The 19,161-nt window shown below is 52.4% G+C and carries 11 protein-coding genes, 1 pseudogene and 2 riboswitches; of the genes and pseudogenes, 7 read left to right on the top strand and 5 right to left on the bottom strand.

The window, feature by feature from the left end:
• Positions 1-94 precede the first annotated feature (94 nt).
• From Dvar_RS37310 to Dvar_RS37300, 3 genes and pseudogenes are all read right to left on the bottom strand, one after another.
• Complete coding sequence (locus Dvar_RS37310) at positions 95-877, bottom strand: DUF4198 domain-containing protein (RefSeq protein WP_419658546.1); 783 nt, start codon at positions 875-877, stop codon at positions 95-97.
• A gap of 16 nt (positions 878-893) precedes the next feature.
• Positions 894-3,101, bottom strand: coding sequence for a TonB-dependent receptor (locus Dvar_RS37305; RefSeq protein ID WP_419658545.1), 2,208 nt, complete (start codon positions 3,099-3,101; stop codon positions 894-896).
• 244 nt (positions 3,102-3,345) lie between these two features.
• Positions 3,346-3,553, bottom strand: a riboswitch (cobalamin riboswitch).
• A gap of 204 nt (positions 3,554-3,757) precedes the next feature.
• Positions 3,758-5,794, bottom strand: a pseudogene (locus tag Dvar_RS37300) (TonB-dependent receptor).
• Positions 5,795-6,093: 299 nt separating this feature from the next.
• Positions 6,094-6,327: riboswitch (cobalamin riboswitch) on the bottom strand.
• Between the two features lie 772 nt (positions 6,328-7,099).
• On the opposite strand from Dvar_RS37300, the gene Dvar_RS37295 reads away from it, so the two are divergent.
• The 7 genes from Dvar_RS37295 (at position 7,100) to pepF (ending at position 18,288) form a co-directional block, all read left to right on the top strand.
• On the top strand, positions 7,100-8,758 hold the full coding sequence (locus tag Dvar_RS37295; RefSeq protein ID WP_419658544.1) for an ABC transporter substrate-binding protein: 1,659 nt from the start codon (positions 7,100-7,102) through the stop codon (positions 8,756-8,758).
• Between the two features lie 3 nt (positions 8,759-8,761).
• The gene (locus Dvar_RS37290) at positions 8,762-9,715 is read left to right on the top strand and encodes an ABC transporter permease (protein WP_419658543.1); all 954 of its coding nucleotides are present in this window, start codon (positions 8,762-8,764) and stop codon (positions 9,713-9,715) included.
• The gene (locus Dvar_RS37285) at positions 9,712-10,500 is read left to right on the top strand and encodes an ABC transporter permease (protein WP_419658542.1); all 789 of its coding nucleotides are present in this window, start codon (positions 9,712-9,714) and stop codon (positions 10,498-10,500) included. Before Dvar_RS37290 ends, Dvar_RS37285 begins: the two co-directional genes overlap by 4 nt.
• Positions 10,497-11,477 carry an ABC transporter ATP-binding protein gene (locus Dvar_RS37280; RefSeq protein ID WP_419658541.1) on the top strand — a complete coding sequence of 327 codons (981 nt, stop codon included), beginning with the start codon at positions 10,497-10,499 and terminating at the stop codon, positions 11,475-11,477. Before Dvar_RS37285 ends, Dvar_RS37280 begins: the two co-directional genes overlap by 4 nt.
• Entirely contained in the window at positions 11,443-12,246 is an 804-nt protein-coding gene (locus tag Dvar_RS37275) for an ABC transporter ATP-binding protein (RefSeq protein WP_419658540.1), read from the top strand. Before Dvar_RS37280 ends, Dvar_RS37275 begins: the two co-directional genes overlap by 35 nt.
• Positions 12,231-16,001, top strand: a complete 3,771-nt coding sequence (gene bchH, locus Dvar_RS37270) for a magnesium chelatase subunit H (RefSeq protein WP_419658539.1) — start codon at positions 12,231-12,233, stop codon at positions 15,999-16,001. The genes Dvar_RS37275 and bchH overlap by 16 nt, the downstream gene beginning before the upstream one ends.
• A 481-nt stretch (positions 16,002-16,482) precedes the next feature.
• A complete protein-coding gene (pepF, locus tag Dvar_RS37265; RefSeq protein WP_419658538.1) occupies positions 16,483-18,288 on the top strand; it encodes an oligoendopeptidase F in 1,806 nt (601 codons plus the stop codon).
• Between the two features lie 263 nt (positions 18,289-18,551).
• On the opposite strand, the gene Dvar_RS37260 is transcribed toward pepF, so the two are convergent.
• Together Dvar_RS37260 and Dvar_RS37255 are read right to left on the bottom strand one after the other, a co-directional pair.
• Positions 18,552-18,974: a hypothetical protein gene (locus Dvar_RS37260; RefSeq protein WP_419658537.1), complete on the bottom strand. Its 423-nt coding sequence runs from the start codon at positions 18,972-18,974 to the stop codon at positions 18,552-18,554.
• Between the two features lie 2 nt (positions 18,975-18,976).
• The gene (locus tag Dvar_RS37255) at positions 18,977-19,147 is read right to left on the bottom strand and encodes a TonB-dependent receptor plug domain-containing protein (protein ID WP_419664218.1); all 171 of its coding nucleotides are present in this window, start codon (positions 19,145-19,147) and stop codon (positions 18,977-18,979) included.
• Positions 19,148-19,161: the final 14 nt, after the last annotated feature.

Raw genomic sequence — 19,161 nt, 5'->3', positions numbered from 1 at the left:
TCCCAAAATGTTTCTTATAAAAAGGATTCGAGAAGACCTTCAAAAGCACCCGGAATTAAAATCAGCAAGGCGCTTTTGACGCCAGTCGACGCCATCAGCGCACCTCGAAGGTCAGCGAGGTGGTGTAGGAGTACTCGTCCGCCTCTTCCGGCTTGGGGTAGGGCGCCTTGTGGTTGGCCTTGAGGACCCACACACCGGACTGCAGCATTTTTACTTCACCCTCGCCGTTCGAACCGGTGCGGGTGCTGTAGGCCCAGACATTGTCCTGAGAGAATCCCACGTAGGTGGCGTTGATATATTCGGCAACGGGTTTGCCCTGGTACAACAGCTTGAAGCGGAAATAATCACCGACCTTCAGACTGGCAGGGTTGACCAGAGGCACGATCTCGAGGGCATCGCCCACGGGCTTTAACATTGCCTGGCTGTCGGTAGGCGCACCCACATTGATGATAGCCTTGCCATACATCCCGGTGTAGCGTGAGTGAATTACGTTTTTAAGGCCTTTGCGGGACTGGTGTTTGTAGCCGTCCACGGTTTTGGTCGAAAAGCCTTCCTTGCGATTGACCATGGCCAGGTAGGTCCCTTGAGGTAGCGGGCGCTCGGATTCGTATTGAAAACTGTTGAATGGCTTGATGGCAATGGTCTTGCCCTGCGGGTCGATCATGCTGATGCCGCCGAGCATATCACTACCTTCCAGAATGTCGCCGACCGGATTGTAAAAGGCGTGTCCCCAGCCGACCGTGAAGCGGGCCGCTTGATTGGCCTTGGGAGTGTAGTCGTGGGCGTTGAGCCACAGGAAGTGGGCCTGGGCAACAGTAGTAAGCAGAAAAATTCCGGAAAACATACCGGCCAAGATACTGGGTTTCAAATAGCGCATGGGATTTCCTCCTTTGTTAGAAATTCATGGTCAGTCCGATTTCAAAATAACGGCCGGCGTAGGGATAATAGTTGGTGTCCAGGCTGCCGTCATCATTACGTGTGCCGTAGGAATTGGAGTAGTACGCATCCTTTTCGTCGGTCAGGTTCTTCACCAGGCCGTGGATGGTAATGTCCTGCCACTGCACCTGGCCGAGAGATCCGCCGTCGAAGGTGTAGGAAAGCTTGAAATCAAGGGTGGTCACCGACGGCTGGACGACGCGTTCTAAATAGTCGACATATTGATCGTCCACATAGGTGAGATTGAACCAAGCGGTCAGATGGCTGGTCGGATAGAGGTTAACCGTAGCCGTGACCTTATGTTCCGGAGTGCGTGAAAGTCTATATCCGTCAACCGAAATGCCTGTCCGATAATCATCCGCCGGGTCATCCGCCCAGACATAGGAACTGTAGACCGCCTCCGGGTCATCCCATTTTGCATTCATGTAGCCGTAGTTCACGCGGTATCCGAGCCAGTGCCAGGGCCTGCCATCCAGTTCGATTTCAATACCCTTGTGAACGGCTTTGCCCAGATTGACGGCACCGATAGAATTCCACTCTCCTCCTTCTTCATCAAATTTAGATTGAAAGATAAATTTATCATCGATGTCCATATAGTAAAGGGCGATGGAGTAGTTGAAAAATCGGCTTAATTGCTGTTTGAAGCCCACTTCGTAGGTGAGGATATCCTCTGGTTTTAGATTGCTGGGGTCATTTTCCGGATACTCGTCATTGGCCTGGGCCGACATGCGGGTGTAGTCGATGTTAGGATAAAAATAGGACTGGCTGACGGTGAAATAGAGATTATCCTGGCCGCTGAAACTATAGGCGGGGGAGACATGCCACGATGTTTCACGGTAGTTGTTTTCCACATCCGGGTCCTCCGGGTATTGATTCTCAAAGCAAAGCTGCACATCATCGTAACGCACGCCGGTCTGGAGACTGAAATGATCAAAAAGTCCCAGATCATTGACCAGGAAAACACTTTTTCGATCGATGGCAATATTAAGGTCGTATTGCTGGATTTCATCCTCCCGCCGTGTAGTGTCGTCCAGAAAGGGATAGGAGCGTACCTGATCATAGTCGTGACCGTCATACTCGACTCCCAGGGTCAGGGTGTCCCAATAATTGGCCCCGGAAAACTTATAGCCGCCGGAAACCTTGAATGTCAGTCGGTCTTCATCATAGTCACGCAGATAGCTGCTGGTGTCGTTGCCATCGGCGTAGGTCGGGTTGTTTTTGTTTTTTTGGGAGAGGTATTCTGTCTCATTATGCATGAAGCTGAGCAGGGATTTGGCGAACCAGTGTTCCTTCTCGGTATTAAACTCGGCGAACCCGTCGTATATCTCGATGTCGTAGTCATAAGGGCTCAAATTATAGGTGGGATCGTCCGGATCATTGGGCGGGGTGTTGTCACGCGGATCACGGTCCCATTGCCATTTTTTCAAACTGGTAAGGGAGTAATAATCCTGCTTCTGGTATCCCCCGCCGAAACCCAGCCGGGTCTCTTCGTCAAAGTTATACCCGGCCTTCAGATTGACGCCTTTGCGTTCGTCATCCGTGTGGCTGTAACCGTCGCCGCCCTGGTTGTTGGCGCTGATGCGATAGTCGATAGCCGACTGCCTGCCCCAAGCTGAGACATTCTCGCTATGAAGCCCCCATGAGCCGTATTGGGCCTTGATGCGCTGGCGATGACCGTCTTCCTTGGCCCGCTTGGTGGTGATGTAGATGATGCCCCGGGAGGGCTCGGCGAATTGAACGCCTGGTGTCTTGATGACCTGAATCTGTTCAACGTCGTCGATATCCACGAAACCAAGATCCCCATAGCCGATTCTGCCGATGGTGATTTCACGGCCATCCACGTAAACCGTGGCCCCTCTGGAGTGCGGATAGGCCGTGCCGCGAAAATTGTATTTGGGCGTGGCCGGATTGGTCGTGTCATTGGTGATGCCGGGCAGCCCGTTGATGACATCGGCCACGTTGGTATAGCCGCCTTTTTCAATGTCCTCGGCGGTGAAGATGTTGACTGTGCCGGGCGTGCTTAGCACCTTGACCTCGCTGGCGCTATCCGAGACCACCATCTCATCCAACACCGTTGTCTTTTCCTCGGCCATCCCCATCGTGGGCCAAATCAGCATCAGGATCAGCCCCAGCGTGGGCGCAGTGCGCCTGATCGTCATGTTCATTTTTTGCGTCCTTTCTATTTTTCGCAGCAGATTGAAAGAGAATTAAAGCCAACGTCGATTCCACATTGGGATCGGCTACAAGTTGAATTGTACCTCGGCAAAATAACTGCGTTCCCGGCCGATCTCGTAAGCGTAATATTCCTCGTCAAAAAAAATCCCCGCGTCCACTATTGGACGCGGGGATTCCGTTTTAAATCCCTTGTATAACATTATATTACCGCAATTTACCCCATCACCCGGGGGCGATCGCAGTCAATCGATGGGCAGGTCTTCTGGCTTCACACACTTCTCGGCGGTCTTCCCATTCAAGCGATGTCGAACAGTGACCCAAATTGCCGGAAAGCTCACTTTGATTATACCAAAGCATATGTGTTACAGCGGCGGGTCCGCTCCCGTTTCTCACGGGATTCCCTATTATGTCCAAAGCGGACACCCATGATTGGTGACGCGATTGTTCTACCAAAAATCAAACGCTGACACATAATAAAATTGGTTTTTAATTGTCAAGCGAAAAGATCAGTTCATAGTGACTAAATGTATCTGCTATTGACACCCATTTTTCTCTTCACGCAAAGCTTCAAAAGCATAAGAGGACTTGCTGGTAACCAGCGGAATATCCATTGATCATAGAGAAAAACGAGCATTATTATTGACGATCAGAACCTAAAGCACAAACCGGCGCCAAAGGTTCGGTCTGCCATCGGGAACCCCTCGGCGTTTTCATATTCTGAATCAAAAAGATTGTTCACATAGAGTGTTAAAACCGCATCCTTGATGAATCTGCGATTTTTAAAAAGCGTCTGTTCTATCCCAAAATCAAACACATGATACGCATCTATGGGATAGTCATAGCAGACCCAGTTCCCTGAGTTTGGTGGAACTTCTTCGTTGACATGAGAAATTTGTTCATCCTGGAATTTATAATCCAGCATAAGCAGGGTGTTCTCAAAAAGATTGTAGCGAACACCTGCGGTTACCCGGTTTTTGGCCCGATCTCCCAGCTCAGCGCCCTGCGGTTCCGGGCCCTTGCTCTCCCAGTCATGATAGGCGTAGCTGACATACAATGAGAGATCATCAAGAATATGCCCGTTGAGTTCTACCTCCACTCCGTTTTTATGTACCTTTTCAAGGTTCATCCGAGTATTGCCATAGATGGGAGGTGTACCCCCATATTTGCTATAGTTACGCGATACCACATAGTCTTTTATTTCATAGTGGAAAAAATCGACCTTGATGTTGATGTCTTGCCAAATTCTTCTTGAAAGGATGAAATCATAGCCAACGCCATGTTCGGGATCGACCTCGACCCCCACGCCCCCGGTTCAGACGATGCAATAGGATATCGGCGTCCATATCTTGCTGACACCAGCGGATATGGATGTGTCCCTTAACGCATCAGAAAGATCATCGAGTTCATAGGTGGCAAAAAATTTCGGTACCACCTGATCATAGTCCTTTGCGACAAAATCCTTCTGGACCTCAGGGTTCCTGTATTCCTGGGCCTTCTCGTTCCAATTCCTCCAGTTAATTTCAACCATCTCATATCTCAACCCTGGCATGGCGGAAAGGCGTGGAAAGATTTGCCATTTATCTTGAATATATAATCCGGACAGCGCGATGATTTTCTGATATTTTCCGCGGGATTCAGGCCGGTCCCAGGATGCCAGCCCGAGGTTTCTATATAGATTGTTCATGTCATAACCAAACGTTATGAGATGATCTTCAAAAAGCTGTATCTCATCCTGGATTCTTCCTCCCCACTCTCTCCATTTTTCATCTCTGGATGATACTCTTTCAATTCCTTGGGACTCATCATCTGCGTCGATATAATCCCATTTTTCGCCGGTATGATGCTGTTGGTGGTAATACGCTCCCAATGACCAGAGCCCAAAAGGCGTCGGTTGATTGTAATCCAGTCGAAAAGAATCGTCTTCTTTGTTCATGGCCGGGTTCTGCCAGGCTTCATACGACCGCCACACTGATGGTGTGACTGGATACCCGGCGTCATAGTCACTTCTTGAAGGGTCATTGATCACGTATTCTTCATAGTCCGAATTGCCGTGTGTGGCGGTTAAATAAATATATCCATCAGATGGAAGCAGATAGCCGAGACGACCGCTTACGATGTCCAAATCCGCCTCATGATTCCTGAGATATCCATCAGTATGATATTTCTGGTACCAGAAGTCATAAACAAATGAGCCCGCGCCACCGTTGAGCTCAAAACTGTAGTTCTGGGTATTATAAGATTTGTAACTGGCGGCTGCCTTAACATCCGGCTTTACGGTCTCGTATCGCTTTGGTCCTAGTGTTTTTATGTTGATCACGCCTCCAATGCTATTGCCCGAATAGAGCGCCGAATGAGGCCCCGGAATGATTTCAATACTTTCTATCAGTGGTAATGAAAGTTGGTTGTAGTCCACATCGTCATTTCCATGGTGGGCCGTTTGAAGAGATAATCCGTCAACGGCGACACTAAACCGTTTGCCATCGAACCCCCTCATGTAGATAGGATCTCTTTCCAGAAATAAATCACTTCCGCCCCTGAAATCGATTATTGCTCGGGTTTTTAGAACATCGACCACATTTTGCGAAGTGCCCGGCGTCTTGAACTCTTCAACATTGATTGTTGTGGATCTTGGCTTAAGCGTGACGCCTTTGTTTTCTTTTTCTTTAGGTGCCGTTACCGTCATTTCTTCAATTTCAACCACATCCTCTGCTTTTTCTGCCAAACTGATCCGGGGCGTCGACAGGGATAAGACCACAGCGATAAACAACATCATCTTAACAGCTTTTTTCAACTTGAACCTCCTTTTTCATAGGACAATTGGTGGTGGATTTTAGCTACAACGTTGCAGAATGCGGGTTGTTCAAAGCGCGTTGAAAGTCAGCAAATAAAAAAATCCCCGCTTCCATTGCTGGAAACGGGGATTCCGTGTTCAATCCCTTATGGCATAACTGTTTACTGCAATGTGCTCCATCTCCCGGAAGCGATTGCAGTCAATCTATGGGCAGGTCTTCTGGCTTCACATCGATCCTTTTTGAAATAAAGGATCTACCTTCTCGGCGGTCTTCCCATTCGATCTGTATCGAACAGTGACCAAAGTGGCCGGAAAGCTCGCTTTGATAGAATCAAAGCGGTTGTGTTACAGCGGCGGGTCCGCTCCCGTTTCTCACGGGATTCCCTATTATGTCCTAAACGGACACCCATGATTGGTAATGCGTTTGTTTGTATCTTACAGACGAACACTACTTAAAAATTGAGCATTAGCTCAATAGAAAATTGTTTTTTAATTGTCAAGCAAAAAAGATCGGTCAGTACCGAGAAGACGTATTTGTCGTTTTTCCAAATTGAGAATTTTAACGCCATACTGTCATTTTGCTTCGCAAAGGCTCTTGACAATTGAGAGCATTTGTACAACTAATGCTATCTTTGATGTTCGGTGCGCTGCGGCGCATAATAGGGAATTCCGTGAAAATCGGAAGCGGACCCGTCGCTGTAATTCCGACCCTTTGAACGAGGGAACCTTTACAATATCAGGTGGTAGGCTTGCGTTCGGCCAGGGAATAAAACCAATAGGCCCTGGATCGACCTTCAGTGGGTTGTCGAACCCGCTGGCTTATCACCTCTAAGAGCCTGTTTGAGAAGTCCGGATCAGGCCCGATAACAAGGCGGAAAGTGGCTCGAAAGCGGAGCATATATGGTATATGTGAGCATTTTGAGACACTTTCCAACGCCGTTAGCGGGCCTTAGACGGATTTGTCAAACAGGCTCTAAAACGCCACTGTTGCCCGGATCGGGTCATGGGAAGGCCGTTGTAAAGGCGGGATAGCCAGAAGACCTGCCGAATAGTTTGTTTTACACAGGGAGCGTGTAAAACACATAAACACAAGAGGCCTAAAACGGGGCTTTTATATCTGCTGACTGGAGATATAAAAGCCCCGTTTTTGTTTTGGGAAAACGTGTATCCACTGAAGCGGCGTTGAAGGTGATGCTGATGAAAAAGCTTGGTGTTGTTGCTGTGATTCTTCTACTGGTGTGGGGTTTGATTCTGACTTTCCAAGACAAAGACACAGGAGAAACAGATTCTGATATTCTTACAATCGCAACAGGCCGTGATGCCACCCGCACCAGTGATTATTCCCCATACGGCATGTGGGAGCCGGCAGCACTGATCTATGAGACATTGGTTAACCTGGATGCGGGGTGCAATCCCGTGCCTTGTCTGGCCGAGTCGTGGACGGTATCGCAAGATGGGAAAACCTATGTGTTTTCTTTGAGAAAAGGCATATCTTTTCACGACGGTACCCCGTTCGATGCCGCGGCGGTCAAGGCAAATGTCGAGAAACTGAAATGCGGGAACTGGTCGAACGTCGTACGCATATTACAAAGTGTGAACGCGATTGACTCACACACGGTCGAATTGGTTCTCAATCGTCCCCATCCTACCTTGTTTACCCAGCTGGCCAGTTCCACCAGCGCCATCGTTGCCCCAACCAGCATAAAGGCCAAATCGCCGGCAGACAGTGCGTCAATGATGATGAAAGACAAACCCGGACCTGGCGATGAGAAGGCCATAGCAATGATGAAGAAATCCGTTGCGGCAAACGCGACGGCTTCCCCCGGTTATATTGTCGCCTGGCCGGTGGGCACCGGGCCGTATGTCTGGGACGGGGAGCGGCATCTGAGAAACCGGAGCTTCAGTGTGGTGCGCAACGATACCTACTGGCAGGGCATGCCGCGATTCAGCCGGATCGACTGGCAGGTCGTTCCAGACGCCGCAGCCCGGGCCATCGCCCTGGAATCGGGAAAAGTGGACCTAACCGGCGAGACACCCAACAGCACCCTGAGGCCCGAAAACATCAAGCTGTTGAAAAATAATAAGAAGTTAAAAGTAACAACGGCCGACAACTGGGGTACGCGTCTGATGATTGTCAACCACACCCGGCCGCCGTTTGATGATCCCGAGGTCAGAAGCGCCTTGAAGTACGCCATTGATGTCAATGCAATTCAGGAAATGATAGGCGATACGGTGACGGTCTGCCCCGGTCCTTTGGGCCCCACCTCCCCCCTGACCGACCCCGCGTTGAAGCTGCAACCCTATGATGTGCAAAAGGCACGTGCCATCCTGGACGATAAAAACATCATCGATACGAACGGTGACGGTATCCGGGAATATGACGGCAGGGAACTGCGCCTGTCCATCCTGTCCGGAAAAGTGCCCACGGTCAGCGTGCTGATGCGGGAATTTTTCCGGGACATCGGCATTGATCTGGCCATCGAGCAGAAGGAAACGGGCAGTACGTTCCAGATTCTGGCCCAGATGCAGTTCGATATTGCCACGCACAGCAATATTCCCTCTTTTTACCTCAATCTCAGTCAGCAATTCTCGAACAAAGGGGGGCGATGGTCCATGCATATCGACGACCCGGTGCTGGAAAAAATGATCGAGAAGTATAATCAGAGCACCGATTGGGATGACTACAAACAGTGTGCCTTTGAGGTCCAGCGGCGCGTGCATGAAAAGCAGATCATCCTTTTTGCCGTCAACGAGCAGAAAGTAGCCGCGTATCGACGTGATCTCGGTGAGTTCGTGTTCCCCCCCGAAGAGTGGGTGGGGGCGGATCAGAATCTCTGGAACATGAAAAACAGCTGAACCATGGCCGGCTTTTTTCTCAAGCGATTGATCAACGCCGTGCTGGTGCTGGTTGGGGTGGTGACGCTGACCTTCTGCCTGATGCGTTTTACCGACGGCGACCCGGCAACCATTATTGCCCTGGACAAATACGGATCATCATTGATTTCAAACACCGTGATCGACAGGCTGGCCGCCGAGAACGGCCTGTGCGACCCGTTGCCGATTCAGTATCTGAACTGGGTGCGCCGGGTGCTGGCCGGCGATCTGGGACGATCCTTGAGAAGCGATGCGCCGGTCTGGGATGAAATCATGCAACGGTTTCCCTACACCCTGCAACTGGCGGTGCTTTCCATCCTTCTCACATCAGCGATCGCCATTCCCTTGGGGATATACGCCGGGGTTCACCAGGACAGCCTCGTGGACCGGCTGACCCAGTGGATTGCATCAATTACGGTTTCGGTCCCGGACTATTACCTGGCCATCGTTTTGATCTACGGCCTGACGGTCAAATGGACCCTGCTTCCGTCCTACGGATACGGGTCCGTTGCCCATTTTGTGCTTCCGTTGGCCGTTTTGGTGAGCGCCAGAGTCGGGTATACCACCCGCCTGGTCACCTCGACCACCGCTGACCTGATGTCGGCGGATTATGTGGCCTATGCCGAATTGCGGGGGCTGCCCAGTTATCGAATCTTCTTTGTTCATATTCTGAAGAATGCTCTGATTCCCATTGTTACCCACCTTTCGCTTCAGTTTCTGATGGCTCTGGAAGGATCGGTGATCGTGGAGAGCATTTTCGCCTGGCCGGGCATCGGCAAATGCTTGACCGATGCGGTGTTGGGCCGGGATTTTACCATGATTCAGGGGCTGGTATTGTTTATGGGCGTGCTGATCGTGGGCATGAACGTCATTGTCGATTTTTTCTATATTCTCATGGATCAGCGCGTGCAGGTCGCCGGGACCCAGGTGCGTTCATGAATCTTTTCATCAAACCGTATGTGCTTTTCATCCTTTTGCTGATCGTACTGGCTGTCGGCGGCCAGCGCCTAGCGCCCAATGATCCCTATCAGACCCACATCGATCAGCGCTTGTTGCCGCCGTCGGCTGCTTTTCTTTTCGGCACCGATGAGTTGGGCCGGTGCATGTTCAGCCGCCTGATCTGCAGTGTGCGGGTGTCGCTGGGCCTGGCGGCATCGATTCTGGTCATCTGTCTTGTCACCGGTGCATGCATCGGGATGATTGCCGGTTATTTCGGCGGCCTGGTGGATGAAATGCTCATGCGCGTGACGGACACCATCATGGCGCTGCCCTCGTTTATCGTGGCCATGGTGTTGATCGGTACCCTGGGGGCCGGTATCGGGAACATGATTTTTGTTTTCGCGCTTACCGGGTGGACCCGCTATGCCCGCCTGACCCGTTCCCTGGTGCTAAGCGTTAAAAACGCAAACCATGTGGTGACCGCCCGGCTGACCGGGCTGGGCAGTTTATACATCTTGCGCCGGTACATTTTACCGGCCATTGCCCGACCGTTGATCGTGCTGGGCACCCTGGGCATGGGGATGATGATCCTGATGACCTCATCCATGAGTTTTCTGGGACTTGGCATCACCGAGCCGACACCGGACTGGGGCGCCATGATGACCAACGGTACGACCTATATCCGAACCGCTGCGCACTTGGCGATTTTCCCCGGCATCCTGATCTGTCTGACCGTTCTCTCTTTCAATCTTTTGGGAGAGGCACTCAAGAAGGACAACGCATGAGAAAAGATCCGATCGTGCTGGATGTCCGGCAACTGCAGGTGAGCTTTACCACTCCTGAAGGACCCGTGCGGGCGCTGTCAGGGGTTTCCTTTCAGGTGGGCAAGGGGGAGGTGTTTGCCATTGCCGGTGAAAGCGGGGCGGGGAAATCGGTCATCTGCCGTGCCATCGTTAACCGGCTGGAACCGGGTGCCTCGGTGAGGGGCGAGGTCCGGTTCAACAACCAGCCGATGCTTGACCTCGGGAAAACAGCGCTGCGAAACCTTTATGCCAAAGAGATCGCCGTGTTGCCCCAGCATGCGACGGCCCTGAACCCTTTGCTGACCATCGGTGAGCATTTATCGGAGACGCTAAGCGCTCATATCCCGAACATACAAAAAAAGATACTCCAGGACCGGTCGATTCACCTTCTGGAGACATTTGGCTTGCGGGATGCCGGCAGAATCTACCGGGCCTATCCATATCAACTGTCGGGGGGCATGAAGCAGCGGGTGCTCATTGCCCTGGCCTATTGCTGTGATCCCGTGCTGGTCGTTGCCGACGAACCCACCAAGGCACTGGACCCGGTACTAAAAGAAACCATGCTGGAAACACTGCTGGAAATCAAGTCCTCCAGACGCGCGTCCATGGTGCTGGTGACCCATGACCTGACGGTCGCCCACCGATTGGCGGACCATGTCGGCATTCTCTACCAGGGGCGTTTCATGGAAAAGGGGGGCAGCCGGCAGGTGCTGGAGCAAAGTGCCCATCCCTACACTCGCATGTTGATTCGGGCCATGCCCGAAAACGGGCTCGCGCCCGATCTTGAGGACAATGTAGAAGCCGCGCATGGTGATTCCCACGACCGTTGCCCGTTTCAAAACCGGTGCCGGTGGGGAAGCGTTGACGCCCCGCATCCCTATGCAGCCAGAAAAATAGACGATAACCACACGGTATGGTGCATCAATGCTGAAAGTCAGCAAGATTTCCAAGACCTTTGACGGCGGCCTGTTTTCAAGGCGCAAAATAACCGCCCTCGATGATGTGTCCTTTGACCTGAAGCGGGGTGAGGTTCTCGGGATTGTGGGCGAAAGCGGATCTGGAAAAACAACCCTGGCGATGATCCTGCTGCGGGCAGTACTTCCGGACAGGGGCCAGGTGATTGTGGATGGAAACGATATTTTCGGCAAACAACGGATGCACGAAAAGGAATTCAGACAAAGGGTGCAGATGATCACCCAGAATTTCAGTGACGCCCTTCATCCGGACATGACTGTCATGGAGAGCATGCGAGAGGTGTTTCGAATGCTTGGCAAAAAGACCTATCAGCCCATCAGCGAGACGGACATCGTCCGCCGGCTAAGCGCCGTTGGCCTCGGCCGGGAATTACTGCACCGCCGGCCATGCCAGCTTTCCGGCGGGCAGCTGCAGCGTATCCTGATCGCCCGTGTGATTTCCATCAGACCGCAACTGATCATTGCCGACGAACCCACCTCCTGTCTGGATACCTCGGTGCAGGCCAGAATCATCCGTCTGCTGATGGATCTCAAACAGGACCACGGGTTTACGATGATATTCATTTCTCACGATCTGCCCCTGACGGCCACCATCGCGGACCGGATCGCGGTCATGCAGCAAGGGCGCATCGTGGAGATGGGCATGCCCAGAGAAATCCTTGATGCCCCGCAACATGCCTACACGCGCCGCTTTGTGCGCAGCGCCGTGGGTGGCTGTTTTTTAAAGAAGGAGTCAATATGTCTTGCCGTTTAACGTTTGTTTGCATCTCCAGTGCCGGGCTGAAATATGTGGACGAGGTCGTCGCCTATTTCAGAAAATCCGCTGAAATCAAAAGGGTGCTTGCGGATGAGGTCAAGATCAGCAGCTTTTACATCGGCGAGGCCAAGGACTATTCGGCCAAGCACGGGCAAATTCGGGAGAGCATCATCGCATCGGATTTCGTGTTTCTGGATCTCATGGGGGCCGATGGAGCGACGGTGAAGGTCATCGAGCAGGCAGTCCGCGACTACCAGAAGGACCTGGCGGTCATGGGCAGTGGTACGGAGTACTTGAGAAGCCGAACCCGGCTGGGCGCCTTTGCATTTGACGAATTCTCGAAAAAAATGAGCAAAGGTAAAAACAAGGCCGCGTCGGGCATGCGCAACATGAACCTGGAGCGGATGATGAAAATGACCGCCGTGGCCGGCAAGATCAGTCGCTCCGCCAGGGGCATGCACGACTGGCTGCTGCTGCAGAAGGCCTGGACCTTTGCCGGATTCGAGAACATCCGCAACATGATTCTCTTGGTGTTGAGGCGCTATTGCGGGATAAAGGCCTTGCCGGCGCCCGGGCCGATTGTGGATTATTCCGACCTGGTGCTGTTCGATCCCCGCACCCAGACCGGTTACAAGCGCTATGACACATTCCGGCAAAACGCTGCCTGGGACGACGGGCGGCCGACCGTGGGCTTGCTCTATTCCCTGAGAAACTACCCCTATTACAGTTTCGGCATCGTTTCACAGATCATGGATCGTCTGGCCGCCAATTGGAACGTGGTGCCCCTGGGCATCTACCCGGGCGAGAAAAAGTTCATCCTCATCGAAAAGCACTTGGCCGATGGATTAAAACTGGATGTGGTGTGGGATTTTCTTCCCTTTCGCTTTGGCGCCGGTCCCATGGGCGGCAACGAGGAGGCCGGGCTTGCTGTGTTCAGGCAGCTTGGCGTGCCCGTCATGCACCCGATTTTCATGAACAAACGCAAAATAGAGGACTGGAAGGAATTGTTGACCGGCTTCGGACCGGCAGAGCTGATTATCGGTATTATGCTGCCGGAGCTAGACGGCGTGGTCGATACCATTCCCATTGCCGGGCTCCAGTCCGTTCCCAGCCAGACCATCCCGGATCTTTCCGAACTGACTTTGATTTCCGACCGGTTCGATAAGATCGAAGAGAAGTCCCATCAATACGCCCTGCTGCGCAAGAAAAAAAACAAGGATAAGAAAGTTGCCTTTATTCTCTACAATTATCCGCCGGGGGAAGCCAGCGTCGGCGGCGGGGCGTTTCTGGATACCTTCCAGTCCGTTGAAAATATCTGCCGGTTTCTTGGTCAAAACGGCTATGCCGTGGGTGATGTCACGGCCAAGCGGCTCGAAGCAGCCTTTATGGACGGGGGCTGCTGCAACACGGCCCAATGGTCGCGGCATTCGAAGGATATGCTGCACGTTGATCGGGAGGCGCTCTTGCCCAAGCCTCACGAGACTCTGAAACAACGTTTTCTGGAGCGCAGCATTGCTGAATGGGGAGACCCCACGGGATCCATCATGGCCGACGGTGAGCAGTATTTCATTCCGGGCATCATCGATGGGAACATTTTTGTCGGGCTGCAACCCTCCCGGGGACGGTTTGAAGACCCGGCCAAAAATTACCATGACAAGGTAATGCCGCCCCAGCACCAGTACAGCGCCTTTTACCAGTGGCTTCGGGAAGATTTCGGGGCCGATGCCATCGTTCACGTGGGCACCCATGGGAGTCTTGAATTTCTGCCCGGCAAGGAAAGCGGCATGTCAGCGGACTGCTACCCGGATTATCTGATCGGGACCTGTCCCCATTTTTACTATTACTATACCGGCAACCCCAGCGAAGCCACCATTGCCAAGCGGCGCACCCACGCCTGCCTGGTCTCTTATTCAGGACCGGCCTTTAAACGCTCCGGCGCCTATGGAGACATTCTGGCCCTTGAGGAACTGATCGCCGATTACGAGGCGTCCGAGAGTCTTGCACCGGTGCAGCGCAACGATCTGTATGAAAAGATCATCGAGAAAACCGAAGCAATGAAGCTCATCGTCGATGACCTGGAAGATGTGGATTGCATCGCCAGTGAGCTGATCCGCATGAAGACATCCCTGATGCCTTTGGGACTGCACCGCATCGGAACGGTGTTTTCAGATGCCGAAAAGGCAGCTTTTCTTTCGGCGATCTTGAGCTGGAGGCGCGGTGACCTGCTTCCCCTAAGCGAAATCGTCCAGCCTCTGGTGGAGGCGGATGTCCCGCCTATCCGGCGGGAAGAAGGGGCCTGCGAGATCGCTGAGGCATTAATGGCGGACCACTATTTTGGCAACGGCCGCCATGCAAAAGAAATCCGAAAGAGGCTTTCCCCCGATCAAGCGCAAGCGCTTGACAAGGCCCTGGCCTTCGGGAAGGATTGCCTTGGGCGGCTGGAAACCAGCGATGAGCTGAACGGGCTGCTTCGCTGCCTTGACGGCCAGTACCTGGAGGCGCATCTCGGGGGCGATGTCATTCGTGATCCGGAGGTCTTTCCCACGGGCTTCAACATTTTCCAGTTCGACGCCCGCCTGGTACCATCCGAGGTGGCCGTGGAAAGAGGGCGTCAGATCGCCGAGAGTACCCTGGCCTTTTTTCACAAGGAAAACGGCCGCTATCCGGAAACCGTGTCCCTGGTGCTGTGGGGGCTGGAGACTTCCAAAACCAAGGGGGAGACCATCGGTCAGATTCTGCATTACCTGGGGGTGAAGATCATTCCCACCCAAAACGCATTTGAGAAAAAGTTTGCCCTGGTTCCCCTGGAGGACTTGGGTCGGCCGCGGATCGACGTGGTCATGACCATCTGCGGGTTTTTCCGGGACATGTTCCCCAACATGATCGATTTTCTGGACGAGGTGGTGGACGCCGTGTGCACGGCCGACGAACCGGATCGGATGAATTTCATCAAAAAACATGCCGACCAGCGGCAGGCCGAACTGCGCGAGACGATGGATGAAGCGGAGGCCGTACAACTGTCCCGGGGCAGAATCTTCGGTCCTCCCGAAGGACAGTACGGAACGGGTCTGACCACCATGATTGAAAACAAGGCCTGGACCGATGAATCCGAGATTGCCCAGGGCTATTTGAGCGCCCAGAAGCATCTGTATACCCGGACCCGACGGGGCCAGGCCCAGCGCCACCTGTTTGAATCCAATCTAAAGCAGGTGGAGGTGGTTTCCCAGGTAAGAAGTTCCGTGGATTACTCTATTACCGATCTGGATCATTACTACGAATACTTCGGTGGCCTGTCCAAAGCCGTCGGCGAGGTGAGGGGAGAAATGCCGGTCATGCTCTATACCGATTCGTCGTCGAGCAAAATATACGCGGACGAGGCCGGCAAGGCTGTTCAGATCAGCGTCCGCACGCGGCTTCTGAACCCAGAGTACATCAACGGCCTGCTGGCCCATGGGGTGCACGGGGCCCAGCACCTGGCCGACCGGGTCGAAAACCTGGTGGGCCTGAGCGCCACCACGGGACGGGTGGAAAACTGGATTTTCAGCGCCGTGAAGGAGACCCTGTTCGATGACCGGGAGATGTTCGAAAAACTCAAAAAGAACAACATCTATGCCGTCGGCGATATCATCCAGCGCCTTTTCGAGGCGCAAAAGCGGGGCTACTGGGACGCATCGGATGCGGAATTGGACACGCTCAGGCAGATGTATCTGGAACTTGAAGGCGATATCGAAGATAGAACGGACCAAGATTAACGCGCACCTGGCCGGTTAGGCTCTTGCGTTCATGAAAGTTAAAAACTAAACGTGAGCCGTCAGCGGTTAGCTTTCTGGCACTTCAAAATGACAATTGCGTATCGATTTACTTACAACAACCTTGACATTCATATCTTTATAAACCGGGGGACTGAACCTGGCCGAAGCCGGATCTGTTTTTCTTTTCGACCCCTGGTGGAACCCGGCCATCGAGAACCCAACCATCGACAGAAGCTACAGGATCGGCCAGGAAAATCTGGTCATCGTATACCGTATCCTTACGAAAAATTTAGTTGAAGAAAAGGTGAGCCTTCTGAAAAAGCGTAAAAAGCAGGATGAAAAAGCGGTTCTAAAGCAGGATGATTTTCAGTCCCCGTTTTTTCGGAAAAAGAGCTGGCGGAACTGATCTCTGGATATGGGGCACTGAAAAAAGAATTACCCAAAATCAAAAAATATGGACTTAAAAAGAAAGGCGCTTTCAATGAAAAATGCACGTGTCCCCGAACGGTCGGATATTCCGAAAGAACAGACATGGAATGCCGAAGCGGTGTTCTCCAGCAGAGACGCCTGGAGAAATGCTTTTGGTGAACTGAAAAAAGAACTGCCCGCTATTGGAGGGTTTGCCGGAACCTTATCGACAAGCCCCAAAAATCTGGTAAAATGGCTGAACACCGAAGAACGTCTATCACGGAATGCCGAAAAATTGGCATTCTATGCGTATATGGCGATGGCTGTGGACGGTGATGATGCCGAAGCGACTGCAATGCTGGGTCAGATTCAGAGCCTGGGGGCCGATATAACCGCCAGCTCCGCTTTCGCGGATCCCGAAATTCTGGCCATGGATGAGAAAATTCTGCGGGGATGGCTCGAATCCGAAAAAGATCTGGCGCCCTATAATCACAGTCTTGAGAATCTTCTCCGCACAAGACCACATGTCCGGTCCGGAGAGGTTGAAGAGGTGCTTGGCTTTGTATCCGATCCTTTCGGCAGTGTGGAAATGACATTTCAGATGCTTTCATCCATGGATATGAAAATCGAAAATGCTCAGGGTGTCGACGGAAATGCCATGGATGTAACCCAAAGCAATATCGAGGAGATCAAGAAACATCCCGACTGCAAGATCAGACAAAGCGGCATGGATCATTACGCCGACGCCTATCTCGGTCTCCGCCATACTTATGCGGGGAATTACCTGACTGCAGCCAAACAGGCAGTTACCCTGGCAAAAATCAGAGGGTACGATTCGGTTCTCCAGTACAAACTGGCTCCCTATAACATTCCCACGGAAGTTTTTCACAATCTGACTGAAACGTTTAAAAACAAACTGCCCATTTGGCACCGCTACTGGGATGTAAAAAGCAGACTTTTGAAGCTGGATGAGATGCGGCCCTACGATATATGGGCGCCTTTGACAAAGAAGCAGCCCGAATATTCTTTCAAAGAAGCGGTTGATCTGATCAGTAAGGGGATGACGCCTCTCGGTAACAAATACGTCGATTCGATCCGAAAGGGCTGTCTGGAAGACCGGTGGGTCGATTATGCCAGAAATAAGGGAAAGGCTCAGGGAGCGTTCTCCCATGGGACATACGATACCTACCCCTGCATTATGCTCAGTTATGACAATACGCTGTCCGAGGTTAGCACACTGGCCCATGAGCTGGGACATTCCATGCATTCCTACCTGACGCATGAGAACCAGAGTTATTCCGATTCCCATTACGCCATGTTCGTTGCCGAAGTGGCGTCCAACTTCAATCAGGCCATGGTGCGCGATTATCTGTTCAAAACCCGCGCTGACAGGGATTTTCAGCTTGCGGTCATACAGGAGGCCATGGACAACCTGCACAGGTATTTCTTCATTATGCCCACACTGGCAAGGTTTGAGTTTGAAGTTTACAGACGGCTCGAAACGGGTGCCCCCCTAAATGCCGATATCCTGCAGGAGATTATGAAAGGGTTTTATGCGGAAGGTTACGGCGATACGCTTAAAGATGATGAAAAGAGAACATCCATCACCTGGGCCACATTCGGACATCTCTATGAGCCGTTCTACACGTTCCAGTACGCCACAGGAATTTCCGCCGCGCACGCGCTGTGTTTCACAATTCTCGAAGGCAAAGACGGCGCAGTGGACAACTATCTGAAATTCCTGAGTCTGGGAAACTATGTTTACCCTCTGGAAGCATTGGCTATCGGAGGTGTCGATATGCTTTCGACAGAGCCCGTTGAAGCTGGCTTCAAAGTTCTCGAACAGCTGATCAACCGTCTCGAAAGCCTGGTCGAATAATAACGGAAAGGCGCAGCGGCGCGTATGTAATCCATCATCATTGCGCACAATTCGTTCCCTGTACGGGCAGACCTATGTGTCTGCCCGTTTATGCGTCTGTCCTTGCCCTCTTTATCCACCCTGTTTGCCGTGGTTTATGGGGGTGGATGTTGGCGGTGATATCAGGGCGGACACATAGGGCAAGGGTGGACACATAGGGCAAGGGCGGACACATAGGGCAAGGGCGGACACATAGGTCCGCCCCTACGCAATATGGAGGGGCGCTAAAATGTGGCCTCCACCCCAACCCAATAATACCGCTCCGGGCCAAGGTTGGATCCGTGCACCTGGTATTCTTCGTCGAGGATATTGTACATGGCGAATTTAACGATGTGTTTTTCCAGTATCGAGAGGCGCAGGACAAGATCCATGACCGTGAAATCGTCCAGCTCCTCTATGGTTGTGCCGGTCATGCTGTCGACGTAGGTGGTTTCCCCACTGTACCTGGCATTAAGGGCGGTATACAGGCAAAGATATTTTCCGATATCGTTATTGGTTCCCAGGCTGAAATTGGCCTGATGCAGGGGAACATCCGGCAGACGGCCGGCGCCCTTTTCAATCGAATGGGTGTAGGTGTAGTTGATGTTGAAGGACAACCATGAGGTCAACCTGCCCTTGAAGCCGGTTTCGAAACCGTCGGTTTCCATCCTCAACACCTCCTGCTGCTGCCCATGCCCCGGATGTCCGTGGAGAACCATCCTCCCGGCCCGGTCTGCCCCCGGTTGTCCATGCCGGGAATTCCCCGCAGCAGATCCAGTACGTTGTTGCTGGAAGAATTGGCGATATCCTCACTGCCAATAACCTCCACATCGGCATATATTTCGGTTATTGTCG

This window comes from Desulfosarcina variabilis str. Montpellier, from assembly GCF_048565275.1.
Lineage (GTDB): Bacteria > Desulfobacterota > Desulfobacteria > Desulfobacterales > Desulfosarcinaceae > Desulfosarcina > Desulfosarcina variabilis.
The sequence above is the reverse complement of the archived record's forward strand: the minus strand, read 5'-3'. Positions and strand labels throughout refer to the sequence as shown.

Coding starts and splice junctions, on each gene's coding strand:
- Dvar_RS37310 (WP_419658546.1), bottom strand. CDS start 877: ATGCGCTATTTGAAACCCAGTATCTTGGCCGGTATGTTTTCCGGAATT.
- Dvar_RS37305 (WP_419658545.1), bottom strand. CDS start 3,101: ATGAACATGACGATCAGGCGCACTGCGCCCACGCTGGGGCTGATCCTG.
- Dvar_RS37295 (WP_419658544.1), top strand. CDS start 7,100: ATGAAAAAGCTTGGTGTTGTTGCTGTGATTCTTCTACTGGTGTGGGGT.
- Dvar_RS37290 (WP_419658543.1), top strand. CDS start 8,762: ATGGCCGGCTTTTTTCTCAAGCGATTGATCAACGCCGTGCTGGTGCTG.
- Dvar_RS37285 (WP_419658542.1), top strand. CDS start 9,712: ATGAATCTTTTCATCAAACCGTATGTGCTTTTCATCCTTTTGCTGATC.
- Dvar_RS37280 (WP_419658541.1), top strand. CDS start 10,497: ATGAGAAAAGATCCGATCGTGCTGGATGTCCGGCAACTGCAGGTGAGC.
- Dvar_RS37275 (WP_419658540.1), top strand. CDS start 11,443: ATGCTGAAAGTCAGCAAGATTTCCAAGACCTTTGACGGCGGCCTGTTT.
- bchH (WP_419658539.1), top strand. CDS start 12,231: ATGTCTTGCCGTTTAACGTTTGTTTGCATCTCCAGTGCCGGGCTGAAA.
- pepF (WP_419658538.1), top strand. CDS start 16,483: ATGAAAAATGCACGTGTCCCCGAACGGTCGGATATTCCGAAAGAACAG.
- Dvar_RS37260 (WP_419658537.1), bottom strand. CDS start 18,974: ATGGAAACCGACGGTTTCGAAACCGGCTTCAAGGGCAGGTTGACCTCA.